This window comes from Flavobacterium sp. 38 (assembly GCF_057799715.1).
In genome coordinates this window covers 1-13,575 of record NZ_JBYNWZ010000019.1, presented here as the reverse complement: position 1 = coordinate 13,575, position 13,575 = coordinate 1, and the positions used below count along the sequence as shown (strand labels likewise).

Genomic DNA, 13,575 nt, shown 5'->3' with positions numbered 1-13,575 from the left:
CTCAATAGAATTAATTCTTAACAGCCCTAACAGCCGCCATTCCATCAATAAAATTATCTGCTTTATCGTATTTTGGCGTAACAATTTCTTTGCCTTCTTTATCAATAAAACCGTATTTACCATTTAGTTTAATTCCTGCAATTCCATCTTTAAAAGATTCGATCCAATCGTATTTAGGAGGAGTTATTTCTTTTCCTTCTTTAGTAATCAGACCGTATTTATTTTCCAATTTTATCTGAATCAAGTCACCATTTATAACCATGAACTCGTATTTTACTGGTGCGATTTCTTTTCCTTCGTTGTCCAAAACGCCGTATTTATCATCCAGTTTCACAATTGAAATACCATTCGTAAAATAAAAATTCATATCGTACTTAACAGGAATTACAATTTTACCATCTTCATTAACCACTCCGTATTTGCCGTTAGATTCTACTATTGCAACACCTTCTTTAAAATTCTGAACACGATCATAAATTGGAGGAACAATCTCTTTTCCTATCTGATCTACAATTCCATATTTAGCATTCAATTTGACAACAGCAAATCGGTCTGAGAAATCATTTATTTCATCGAATTTTGGCGCAATCTCCTCGCCTATAACATCTATAAAACCCCATTTATTTTTCCATTTTACGGCAGTTATTTCTGGAGACAACGTTTTTGCTTCTTCATATTTTTTCGACAATAACGCATCCGAAGACTTTACCAAATATTGCGGCTTGGCATTTTTATTATTGATTATAATCCAATTTTGCTTGTTTATTATGGCATCATTCGTGCAGCGAACAACTTCTTTGCCTGTTTTGTCTACCAAACCAAATTTACCATTGATTTGCACCACCGCAAAACCGCTTAAAAACGCTTCAAGTCCGTCATATTTGCAAGGAACTATTTCTTTCCCAGTTTGATCTACAAAACCATATTTAAAAGATGCATTATTGGATTGAGCAAAACTAACTTTGACCGCCAGCATCAAAACCAGCAAGATTATTTTCTTCATATTACAATATTAACTACTTACAAAAATCGATAAAATCTTCTGCACTTACAGCCTTAAAAAGCTTTTATTCTTTCATTTTAAAACAAATTAAAAATAAAAAAAACCGATTTCAAATTGAAACCGGTTTTTATATATCGTTAAAATAAGATTTACTCCTATTTTACAAAATTCATTTTTTAAATAAACACGCTTAAAACAAAGTAAACCAAACCTGCTAATATTGCTGAAATTGGAATAGTTAAGATCCAAGCCCAGATTAAACTTACTGTAACTCCCCAGCGAACTGCAGAAACACGTTTTGTTAATCCAACTCCAATAATAGAACCTGTAATGGTATGTGTTGTACTTACTGGAATTTTTAAGTGCTCTGTAAAGTAAAGTGTCAAAGCTCCTGCAGTTTCTGCCGCAACACCTTCAAACGAACTTACTTTAGTGATTTTAGATCCCATTGTTTTTACAATTTTCCATCCACCACTTAAAGTTCCAGCTGCAATTGCAGAGTAACATGCTAACGGGATCCAACTTGGCATAACACCTTTAATTCCTGCATCCTCATTTGGCAAAACTACATCTAGCCATTCAGCCATGTGTACACCAGGATTTGTATTGATATAAACCGCAACAGCTGCAGCGATAATACCCATTACTTTTTGAGAATCATTTCCTCCGTGACCTAAACTAAATGCCGCAGAAGATAACAATTGCATTTTCTTTAAAGCTGCATCTGCCTGATGAAGATTTAAACTGCTGAATATTAAACAACAGGCACTAACAGTTAGAATAATAAAGGCTACTAAAAACCATTTAATATTATGAGAATCAAATATTACACTCCAAAAATGAGATTCAAAACGAGGTTTTCCGTGCTCTAAAATTTCTTCATAAGAAACCATTTGGTAGTATACGAAAACAATCGTAGCGATCATTAAAGCTACAGTAAAGATTTTTGGTCCCATTGTTTTTCGAGAAGCATTTAAAAGCCAGATCGAAATTAAATAAGAAGCCAATGCTCCAATTAATGGCGCCAAAACAATAAATGCAATAATGATAAGAACTCCCGAAGGCATTCCGCCATCTTTTCCGGCTTTATACCAGCTTACAATTTCGTACCAGTAGTGTGTTGCGCCATCTTCTCCAACATATCCAGAGAATCCATGAACTGCGATAGCATGCGCTACAGCCGCTCCAGCAAAACCTCCAATAAGTGTATGCGAAGAACTTGAAGGAATTCCTAACCACCAAGTCAATAAATTCCAACAGATTGCGGCAATAACTCCGGCTAAAATTACAACTAGGTTAATTTCCATGGTATGCGCTGTTTTAGCAACAGTATCTGCAACACCAAATCCGAAAACCCAATAAGCCAGAAAGTTAAAAAATGCTGCCCAGACCACGGCCTGAAAAGGTGTCAAAACCTTTGTAGCAACAACAGTCGCTATAGCATTTGCCGCATCATGAAAACCATTGATGTAATCAAAAATTAAGGCTAATACTATAATTAATATAAGTAGCGTCATAAAATTATAACTTCAGATTGAAAAATTGAATTAAGAATGTTTTACAGAAATAGATTCTAGTATGTTCGCAACACTCTTACATTTGTCTGTTGCTGATTCTAAAACAGATAATACTTCTTTATATTTAATAATATTTTTAGCATCTGTTTCGTTTTCAAAAATTTCAAAAACTGCTTTGTTATATACGTTATCAGACTTGTTTTCTAGTTTATTGATTCTAGCACAAGCTTCTTTAATAACATTGATATTTTTTAAGTTGCTTAACTCTTTTACCGCACTATCAATGTTTTGACAAGCTTCAAGGTTAATTTCTGTCATCTTTCTGATAGATTTTGTAATCTTATCAACTTGATACAGTTTCATACGGCTTGCAGCTCCGTGAAGGTAATCTGCAACGTTATCAATAGAAGTAATTAAGGTGTGGATGTCTTCTCTATCGAATGGAGTAATGAAGTTTCTACTCAATTCTAAATTGGTTTGACGTGTAATGTCTTCTCCTTTTTGCTCTAATTCGTCAATTTTTTGAAAAAGAACTTCTCTCTCTTTTAATGGTAAATTTACAGCTTCGTGTAAGTTAGAAGCTAATTCAATTAAATTGCTTGAAGCTTCTTCAAAAAGTGGAAAGAATTTTTTGTCTTTCGGCACTAAAAATTGGAAAATACTGTTTATTGACATTGTTTTATTTTTGATAGCGCAAAATTACCTTCAATAACACGTTTCAGTGTTAAGCCATTGTTAACAAATCGTTTTCAATTTGAAAACTCGCAAGGAATAAAACCGTGTTTTCTATGTCATTATGTAAGATTCTGTCTTCTTTTACCAAAGGCACAACTTCTCTGTAACTATTCAAAAACATTTCGATAAAATCGCTTGATTTTAGAGGCTCTCTGTAGGCAATCGCCTGTGAAGCATTTAACAATTCGATTGCTAAAATACGCTCTAAATTATCTAAAATTCGTAAGGCTTTTGTAGCGCCGTTTGCTCCCATGCTCACGTGGTCTTCTTGACCGTTGCTAGAAACAATGCTGTCAATACTTGACGGAGTCGCCAATTGCTTGTTCTGACTCGCGATACTTGCCGCAGTATATTGCGGAATCATAAATCCTGAATTCAATCCTGGATTATCAACCAAAAACGCTGGAAGATTTCTTAATCCTGAGATTAACTGATAGGTTCTTCTCTCCGAAATGCTTCCTAATTCTGCCAAAGCAATCGCCATAAAATCAAGAGCTAAAGCTAAAGGTTGTCCGTGGAAATTTCCCCCCGAAATAATCTGATCGGCTTCAATAAAAATATTTGGATTATCGGTTACCGAATTGATTTCTGTTTTGAATACTTTTCGAACATAATCAATGGCGTCTTTTGAAGCGCCATGCACTTGCGGCATACAACGGAAAGAATACGGATCTTGTACATGTTTCTTTTCTTGAGTGATAATTTCACTTCCGTCCAAAAATTCAGTGATTCGCTGTGCGGTTACGATTTGTCCTTTGTGCGGACGTATATAATGTATCAATTCATTAAAAGGTTCGATTCTTCCGTCAAATCCTTCTAAAGAAATCGTTCCGATTAAATCGGCTAGATACGAATATTTGTAAGCTTTAATTAAAATGTGTGCTCCATAAGCGCTCATAAACTGAGTTCCGTTTAATAAAGCCAAACCTTCTTTTGACTGTAACACAATTGGTTCCCAGTTAAAATGTTGTAAAACTTCAGCAGAAGCCACTTTTTTTCCTTCAAAAAGAACAATTCCTTCACCTATTAAAGGCAAAGACAAATGTGCCAAAGGAGCTAAATCTCCAGAAGCTCCAAGTGAACCTTGCGTATAAATAATAGGCAGAATATCATTATTATAAAAATCAACTAAACGCTCCAGTGTTTGCAACTGAATGCCAGAGTGACCATAACTCAAAGATTGGATTTTCAGCAAAAGCATCATCTTCACAATCTCAGCAGGAACTTCTTCTCCAGTTCCGCAAGCGTGCGATTTAACTAGGTTTTCTTGAAGTTTAGATAAATTTTCATTCGAGATTTTTACACTATATAAAGAACCGAAACCAGTATTGATTCCATAAATAGGCGCTGTGTGCGATGCCATTTTCTTATCTAAATAATCACGGCATTTCTGAACATTGACTTTAGCCTCTTCAGACAATTCTAATATTTTATTCTGACTTAGAATCTCCTGTAGTGTTTCTAAAGTAATCGTTTCTGAACTTATATAATGGATCTCTCTCATGATGATTTGAAATTTTAAACGCCAAAATTCAACAAATCAATATTAAAAAGCAAAAATTTATCACAATAATTAAGATTTTAATAAAAGCTGTTTCTGTACTTTAAATATCTTTTTGAAATAAAACTTCCAATTTTCTCCTGCTTTTTAGCTCTTTTTAATTAAACATCAATCTTTTGAACAATTGAAATCTTAAAAAAGCACATTCCGAAATATATCAAAACATCAATTTAACATACCCAATTTTAACAAATGCTCAATATTGAATTGCGAAGATTTGAATTATTAAAATATTCGCAAAAAGGCTTTTTAAGTTTTTAACTCTTATAAAAAGCTGTACTTTTGAAAAATCAAAAATGAAAAGTAACAGCATAAAATATCAATCTACAATTATTACAGCTCAAACAGGAGTTGCAATTGCTGCTACCATTATTTCTACTACAACAACTACTACCCCTTAGGGGTATACATTTTTACATATAATCTTAGGTCATCTATACTTTTTTCTTAAAAGAAGAAAAGTAATGGGTACATAAAAAATAGTTGCAAAAGAAAAAATATCACACAAAATGAAAGTATTAAAATTTGGCGGAACTTCGGTAGCCAATGCTCAAAATATAAAACTCGTTCTCGAAATTGTTAACCAAAAAGCAAAACAAGACCAGTTAGTTGTTGTCGTTTCTGCTCTAAGTAAAGTAACCGATTTACTGCAGTCAGCAGCGGCAAAAGCAGCGGCAAACGACGAAAGCTTTAGAGAGGTTGTAGCTGAAATCGAGAAAAAACACCTTGATACTTTAAAAGAACTGATTCCTGTAAGCGAACAAAGCAGTCTTTTAAGTCATGTAAAAAGAATCATCAACCATTTAGAAACTTTATTGGACGGCTGTTTCCTTTTAGGCGAATTGTCTCCAAGAACGGCTGATACTATTTTAAGTTTTGGAGAATTGCTTTCTTCGTTCATAATCGCGCAGGCATTCCAGCAAACTGAAAAAGATGCTGTTTACAAAGACAGCCGCGAATTGATTAAAACGGATAATAATTTCGGAAAAGCTGCTGTAAACTTCGAAGTTTCAAATCAGTTAATAAAAGAATATTTCGCTCAAAACAAAGCTAAAATCAATATTCTGCCTGGATTTATTGCGCAGACAATTGACGGAATCACTTCGACTTTAGGCCGAGGCGGATCTGATTATACTGCTGCCATTATCGCGGGAGCAATCGACGCTGAACAATTGGAAATCTGGACAGACGTAAACGGAATGTTTACTGCTAACCCAAAAATCGTTAAACAAGCGCAGCCAATTGCGAATATTTCGTATCAGGAAGCAATGGAGTTGTCGCATTTTGGAGCCAAAGTTTTATATCCGCCGACAATTCAGCCCGTTTTAAGAAAAAATATTCCGATTTTAATTAAAAACACTTTTGAGCCAGAAGCTGAAGGAACTTTAATTTCTGATGTGGTTTTATCAAAAGACACTGTTGTAAAAGGAATTAGCCATATCGATCATATTTCGCTTCTAACACTTGAAGGCCCTGGAATGATTGGAGTTGCGGGCTCGTCTAGACGTTTATTTGAAGTATTGTCTCAGGAAAAAATCAACGTTATTTTCATCACTCAAGCTTCTTCTGAGCACTCTATTTGTATCGGAATTTTGAATTCGGATGCTGATAATGCAGAAGCTGCCATTAACCGTGCTTTTGAAATTGAAATTTCGCAGAACAAAATCGATCCTTGTTATGTAGAAAAAGACCTTTGCATTATTGCTTTGGTGGGCGAAAACATGAAAAATCACCAAGGTTTAAGCGGAAGAATGTTCAGCACTTTAGGGAAAAACAACGTAAACATTCGTGCGATTGCGCAAGGTGCTTCTGAAAGAAATATTTCGACTGTAATTAACGAAAGAGACGTTAAAAAAGCGTTGAACACGTTACACGAAAACTTCTTTGAAGAAAACACTAAACAGCTGAATTTATTTGTAATGGGAGTTGGAAATGTGGGTGAGAAATTCATCGAGCAAATTCACAATCAGAGAAAATTCTTAAAAGATGTTTTAAAGATTAATGTTCGCGTAATTGCTTTATCAAACTCAAGAAAAATGATTTTTGATGAAGACGGAATTTCTCTTAAAAATTGGGATGCCGCTTTAAGTGAAGGTGAACCAGCAAGTATTGAAGAATTCATCAAAAAAGCGAAAGAATTGAATTTACGTAACAGTATTTTTGTGGATATTACAGCAAATGCAACCGTTTCTGAAGCTTACGAGAAATTCTTAAAAGAAAGTATTGCGGTTGTAACTTGTAACAAAATTGCGTGTTCTTCTGCTTACGACAATTATAAAAAACTAAAAAGCTTATCGCGTCAGTACAACGCTCCGTTTTTGTTTGAAACGAATGTTGGTGCGGGATTACCGATTATAGATACTGTAAAAAATCTGATTGCATCTGGAGATAAAGTGCATAAAATTCAGGCCGTTTTGTCGGGAAGTTTGAATTTTATTTTCAACAATTTCGATAAAAACAATTCTTTTCACGATGTGGTGAAAGAAGCCGGAGTTCAGGGTTTCACAGAACCAGATCCGAAAATCGACTTGAGCGGAATCGACGTAGCTCGTAAAATCCTGATTTTAATTCGCGAAAGCGGTTACGAAATGGATATTGATGCCATTGCAAACGAATCGTTCCTGCCTGCTGAATGTCTGGCAACAACAAACAACGATGATTTCTTTGCTTCGCTAATCAAACACGCTTCTCATTTTGAGAACATTTACAAAGAAGCTTTAGCAAAAGATTCCAGATTGAAATACGTAGCGCAGTTCGAAAACGGAAAAGCAAGCGTTGGTCTGCAATTCATCCCGAAAGATCACCCTTTCTATAACTTAGAAGGAAAAGACAATATCGTGCTTTTCTACACCGATCGTTACGTAGATCAGCCATTATTGATCAAAGGAGCCGGAGCCGGTGCTGCGGTGACTGCTTCAGGAATTTTTGCAGATGTCATTAGAATAGGAAACATATAATTTTTGTTTCAGGATTAAAGTTTAACCGCAAGGTACGCAAAGGATTACGCAAGGTTCGCAAAGTCTTGTTTTTTCATTGCGAACTTTGCGAAAAAACCTTGCGAACTTTGCGGTTAAGCTCACAAAGTTTGGCAACTTGAAACTTTAAACCTGAAACCTGAAACAACCAAAAATGAAAGAAATAAAATTATTCTGTCCCGCAACAATCGCAAATCTTTCGTGCGGATTTGACGTTTTGGGACTTTGCTTAGACAATGCGGGTGATGAAATGATTGTTAGAAAATCAGATCAGAAAGGCGTTCGAATTACTAAAATCGTCGGTGCCGATTTACCGCTTGAAACAGAAAAAAACGTTTCGGGTGTGGCAGCTTTAGCGATGTTAGCGACTTTAGACGAATTGGATTTTGGTTTCGAAATCGAAATCTATAAAAATATAAAAGCTGGAAGCGGAATCGGAAGCAGCGCTGCAAGTTCTGCCGGAGCGGTTTTCGGAATCAACGAATTATTGGGAAGACCATATTCCCGTAAAGATTTGGTTCAGTTTGCGATGCAAGGCGAGAAATTAGCCAGCGGAAACGCGCATGCCGACAACGTTGCTCCTGCCCTTTTAGGCGGATTTACTTTGGTAAGAAGTTATGCTCCGCTAGATATTATCAGAATTGACAGTCCAGAAGAATTATTCGCAACGGTGGTTCACCCACAGATTGAATTGAAAACTTCAGATGCCCGTTCGGTTTTAAAACAAAATGTTTCCCTAAAAAGCGCCATCACGCAATGGGGAAATGTAGGCGGATTAGTTGCTGGTCTTTACACCAAAGATTACGAATTAATCGGACGTTCGCTTCATGACGAAATCGTCGAGCCTTTAAGAAGTGTTTTGATTCCAGGATTTGACCAAATCAAACAAACCGCGTACGAAAACGGCGCTTTAGGTTCTGGAATTTCAGGTTCTGGCCCGTCGATTTTTGCATTAAGTCGAGGAAAAGAAACCGCCGACCAAATCGCCAAAGCTATGAGTGAAGTCTACGAAAAAATGAATTTACCATATGAAATTCACGTTTCGAAGATTAATCCTGATGGTGTGAGAATTATCTAAAATAAATAAGATAAAACCATATAAGCAATATAAGTTCATTTAAAGGTAACGTTTGCCAGGCTGAGCGGAGTCGAAGCCCACGCAAAGAGCTGACACAACGAAAAAACACAAAGCTTTGTCAGGCTGAGCCCTTCGTTCCTCAGGATAAACTCCGTCGAAGCCACGCAAAGTAAAGACACACAGTTTGTCATTTCGAGGAACGAGAAATCGCACTAGAGACTCGACAAAGATTGGCGAATTACTGTGAGGAATCACAAGTGCGATTTCTCCCTTCGGTCGAAATGACAAAGATTGCGGAATTACTGTGCGGGGCTTCGACTCCGCTCAGCCTGACAAACGGAAAATAACAATCAAAACAACAACGAACTATTGGAATTTGGAATTTCAAAAATTGGAATTTGTTTCCAGAAAATCTAAAATAATGAAATACTACAGTTTAAACCATAATGCCCCAAAAGTTTCTTTTCAGGAAGCTGTAATACAAGGATTAGCGAGTGACAAAGGATTATATTTCCCAGAAAGCATTACGCCACTTGATCCTTCCTTTTTTGATAAAATCGAAAGTTTAAGCCACGAAGAAATGGCGTATGAAGCGATTAAACAATTCGTAGACGACGAAATACCAGAAGCAAAACTAAAAGAAATCATTGCCGAAACTTTGGTCTTTGATTTTCCTGTTGTAAAAGTCGAAGACGGAATCTATTCGTTAGAGTTATTCCACGGTCCTACAATGGCATTTAAAGACGTTGGAGCGCGATTTATGTCACGTTGTTTGGGTTATTTCAATAAAGACAAAAAAGACGCTAAAAATACCGTTTTAGTAGCAACTTCGGGTGATACAGGCGGAGCCGTTGCAAGCGGATTCCTTGGCGTTGACGGTGTAGATGTTGTCATTTTATATCCGTCTGGAAAAGTGAGTGATATTCAGGAAAAACAATTGACGACTTTAGGGCAGAATATCAAAGCCTTGGAAGTTGACGGTGTTTTTGACGATTGTCAGGATATGGTGAAAAAAGCGTTTTTAGATGAAACTTTAGCGCACAAAAACCTGACTTCGGCAAACTCTATTAATATTGCGCGTTGGTTACCGCAAATGTTTTATTTCTTCTTTGCTTACAAAGCGTTGAAGAGCCAAAACAAACCATTGGTTTTCTCTTGCCCAAGCGGAAACTTCGGGAATATTTGTGCTGGAATTATGGCAAAGAAATTAGGTTTGCCAATTGAGCATTTTGTAGCTTCGACAAACGTAAACGACACGGTGCCAAGATTCTTAGAAAACGGAAAATACGACCCGAAACCGTCTAAAGCAACAATTTCTAACGCCATGGACGTTGGAAACCCAAGTAACTTTATTAGAATTCAGGAATTGTACAATAATGATTTAAAAGCTTTCGAAAAAGATTTTTCTTCTTACAGCTACACAGACGAACAAACTCTGGAAGCGATGAAGAAAATTTACAAAACCGACGGTTACATCGCAGAACCTCATGGCGCTGTTGGTTATTTAGGTCTCAAAAAAGAACTTGAAAGACTTCCTAGCGCAATTGGTATTTTCTTAGAAACCGCTCACCCAATTAAATTCTTAGATGTGGTTGAACCGGCGCTAGGAATTACACTACCGATTCCAACTCAGATTGAGAGTGTTATTAATGAAGAGAAAGTTAGTGTGAAGATTGGGACTTATGAGGAGTTGAAGAGTTTCTTGGGGTAAGAAACATATAATAATGATTAAAGCGAGTAATTTTTTACTCGCTTTTTTTGTTGCTACGGAAATCCGTAAAAATTAGCAATGAAAAACACATATATTTGAAAAAACAAAACACTAATTACCAACATCTTATCAAATTTAAACTTAAATAGAATGAAATCATTTTCAGGTATTTCTTGGTTGGATTTTCCAGCACAACATTTTGGCAAAATAAGGGAAGAAATATTATCCAAAGGAAAAGATTATATCCTTAAAATCGATGAGGATGAATTTATTGAATATTTAGTTGAAAAATATAAAGTTGAACCATTACATATCTATTTGGAAACTGAATCCATTTCAGAACCTAAAAAAAAAATAGAACAAAGAAGCGATCCTTGGGGATATTATTTTGATGCTGAAGTATATTACTTTACTGTGAGCTATGAATTTTCAGGAAGCGAAGAATTATTTTTTGTCCAACCAAATCCTAGAACTACTTCCAGCTATGATATACATGTAAAAAATAATAGCGTTTCATTTTCAATTTCAATTTATCAACAAGATGCTAGAGAATTTAATAGAGTAAAGTCAGAAGCATATTCTTATGCTTTTAATAACTTAGAGAGAATTAATAATAATGTACAATCTATAAGTGATAGTTTTGAAAGTGCCGTGAAACGAACATTTCAAATTGAAAAAAATAAATTCCAACAGGAAAATGATTTTTTTGCAGCTATAAATGTTAACGTTAATAAAGATACTGCATCAGTTTTTACAATTCCAACAATTACTAAGAAAGATATTCCACAACCTAAAGTATCCAAAAACAAAGAGTTTTCCAGCGAACCAACTGTGTCAATGAATATGTATAACGATATTCTGAAAGTAATTTACGATGTAGGTAAAAGCATGGAGAAAAAACCTTCAACATATCAAAATAAAGATGAAGAAGCTTTAAGAGATCAAATCTTAATGTTTTTAGAAACTAGATATGATGGAACAACTGCTACAGGAGAAACCTTTAATCGTGGAGGAAAAACAGATATTATACTTAAATATGCTAATGACGGCAGTAATTTATTTGTTGCGGAATGCAAATTTTGGCACGGTACTTCAGAATTTTTAAAGGCAATTTCACAATTATTCGATAGATACTTAACGTGGCGCGATTCAAAAACCGCTTTAATTTTATTTGTTACAAACAAAGACTTTAGTAACGTATTAAGCACAATTAAAGATGAAGTTATAAATCACGAATATTTTGTTAGCTCAAATGGAGAAAAAGGAGAATCATCATTTAGTTATGTATTTAGACTTCCTCAGGATGAAAATAAAAAAGTTTTACTTGAAATAATAGCATTACATTATGACAAATAGCAAAGCTTTCTGATTTTGAAAACAAAGAATTTTAAAAACCAATTGAAACGTTCGTAAGCGAGACGCTCACGCTAGTAAGGAAAGTTAGAAACAAGACCCAAAAAACATTAACAATGGAAACAAATGAACATTTAAAAAAATTTGAAGAAAAAGTAAAAGATATTTTTTTTTACATCGCAAGATATGGTGTATTTAAGATGTTTAAAGGTCAAGAACTTCCCGAAAAATTTGATGCCGAAAAACTCAACAGGCTTTGTTTTGAAGGTTTTAAAATTGCTCAAACTAAAATAGTGATTGAGCTTAAAGAATTACAAGTAAAAATAAAAGAAGTTCAAGATAATTTGAAGCAAGCAAAAAGAGAACGTAATAAAAAATTAGAGCAAGAATTATCAGAACAAATTAATCTTTTAGATTATCAATCAGACATATATAGAAATTTAGCTGATAGTATAGCTTGGCAGTTATTAAATGGTCAACACTATTTGTATCGAAGGCTATATACCCACGAAACAGGAGACAAAGATTTAATTGATAAATCATTTGATTACGTAATTGAACATTCCGAAAACATTAATTCCAATCCCGACAGCTTCTGCTTAATAGCTGACATAACCAACAATATACAACTTGGCGATTGCTTAATTGTTGATAAAGATGGTATAAAAGTTTCTGAGATAAAATCCGGAGAAACAAACTTTAAAGCTTTAGATGTAATCAAAACTGAAAAATTAAAAGAAGAAAATTTCAAAGAAGAAGAGCTTATCAAAAAATTTGACGAAAAATTTGTTAAGCAATTAAAAAGAATGGTTACTCAAAATGCTAAAACACAAAGAGCTGCAAAAATTATTCAAGAAAATAAAGGAGAAGATCCAAAATATAAAGACGCAGTTGTTAGGATTGTTGAAAATGATTTTAAAATATCAACATATCATAATACCCTAAATGAATTAATAAAAAGATTAAATGAAAAAGATTGGGCTTATGATTGCGTTGAAGGAATTGTTCATTTAGGGGTTTATAAAAACGATTGGAGGTTATATGGGCAAGCAACAATGAAAGGTTTATGCGACCCATATCCATTTAGAGATCTTATGACCGGTCGAGGTGTAACCATATGCGAGCCAATATTTTTAAAACCAATGTTAGACGATAAAATCTTAGACATTGTGTTAGGTAGAATTAAAATTTACATAGGTATTGACTTTGATAAATTTATAGAACTTTGCAATACTTTAGGAATAAAAGCTTCTTGGTCAACATCTAAAGAATTGCATAAATATTTGGAAAGTGTGAAATACAACTCTAAAGAAATATTTTCCTTTAAAAACAAAGGAATTAAAATGGAAATTGATGGAAAAGAAGTGTTTTTAGGACATGGCTTTTTTATTAAAATCATTTTTGATAATATTTTACCGTCAACAATGATATTAAAATATCAGAATACTTTAAACGATTTAAATGAACCAAACGAAAAATAAAACCTCGCCAGCGCGAGCGTCCCGCTCGTGAACTCAAAGATGTCTCGTCCTGAAAAAAGTTTACATATTTATACTTAATCCTAAAATAGATTTACAGTTGAGTTTTAGTCCTATTATAGGTTTACAATGATAGGATTTTTTACGTAATAATTCTTCCATAA

At 34.5% G+C, this 13,575-nt stretch carries 9 protein-coding genes; 5 read left to right on the top strand and 4 right to left on the bottom strand.

All coding sequences use genetic code 11. The features are described from left to right. Positions 1-10: 10 nt before the first annotated feature. The 4 genes from AC3E9W_RS22830 to hutH all read right to left on the bottom strand — a co-directional run bounded on the left by AC3E9W_RS22830 (position 11) and on the right by hutH (position 4,759). On the bottom strand, positions 11-1,003 hold the full coding sequence (locus tag AC3E9W_RS22830; protein WP_488770198.1) for a WG repeat-containing protein: 993 nt from the start codon (positions 1,001-1,003) through the stop codon (positions 11-13). A 176-nt stretch (positions 1,004-1,179) separates the two neighbouring features. Then, entirely contained in the window at positions 1,180-2,520 is a 1,341-nt protein-coding gene (locus AC3E9W_RS22825) for an inorganic phosphate transporter (RefSeq protein WP_488770197.1), read from the bottom strand. 30 nt (positions 2,521-2,550) lie between these two features. Continuing rightward, positions 2,551-3,195, bottom strand: a complete 645-nt coding sequence (locus tag AC3E9W_RS22820) for a DUF47 domain-containing protein (RefSeq protein WP_125719613.1) — start codon at positions 3,193-3,195, stop codon at positions 2,551-2,553. 49 nt (positions 3,196-3,244) lie between these two features. Beyond that, positions 3,245-4,759 (bottom strand): histidine ammonia-lyase, encoded by a 1,515-nt coding sequence (hutH, locus tag AC3E9W_RS22815; RefSeq protein WP_488770196.1) that lies wholly within the window; start codon positions 4,757-4,759, stop codon positions 3,245-3,247. A gap of 566 nt (positions 4,760-5,325) precedes the next feature. Between hutH and thrA the strand changes: the two genes are divergently transcribed. The 5 genes from thrA to AC3E9W_RS22790 all read left to right on the top strand — a co-directional run bounded on the left by thrA (position 5,326) and on the right by AC3E9W_RS22790 (position 13,414). Beyond that, on the top strand, positions 5,326-7,773 hold the full coding sequence (gene thrA / locus AC3E9W_RS22810; protein WP_488770195.1) for a bifunctional aspartate kinase/homoserine dehydrogenase I: 2,448 nt from the start codon (positions 5,326-5,328) through the stop codon (positions 7,771-7,773). A gap of 172 nt (positions 7,774-7,945) precedes the next feature. Next, positions 7,946-8,869: a homoserine kinase gene (locus AC3E9W_RS22805; RefSeq protein WP_488770194.1), complete on the top strand. Its 924-nt coding sequence runs from the start codon at positions 7,946-7,948 to the stop codon at positions 8,867-8,869. A gap of 421 nt (positions 8,870-9,290) precedes the next feature. Next, positions 9,291-10,580 carry a threonine synthase gene (gene thrC, locus AC3E9W_RS22800; protein ID WP_488770193.1) on the top strand — a complete coding sequence of 430 codons (1,290 nt, stop codon included), beginning with the start codon at positions 9,291-9,293 and terminating at the stop codon, positions 10,578-10,580. A 150-nt stretch (positions 10,581-10,730) separates the two neighbouring features. Continuing rightward, complete coding sequence (locus tag AC3E9W_RS22795) at positions 10,731-11,936, top strand: hypothetical protein (protein ID WP_488770192.1); 1,206 nt, start codon at positions 10,731-10,733, stop codon at positions 11,934-11,936. A gap of 113 nt (positions 11,937-12,049) precedes the next feature. Then, positions 12,050-13,414 (top strand): hypothetical protein, encoded by a 1,365-nt coding sequence (locus AC3E9W_RS22790; protein ID WP_488770191.1) that lies wholly within the window; start codon positions 12,050-12,052, stop codon positions 13,412-13,414. The last annotated feature ends 161 nt before the right edge of the window (positions 13,415-13,575 follow it).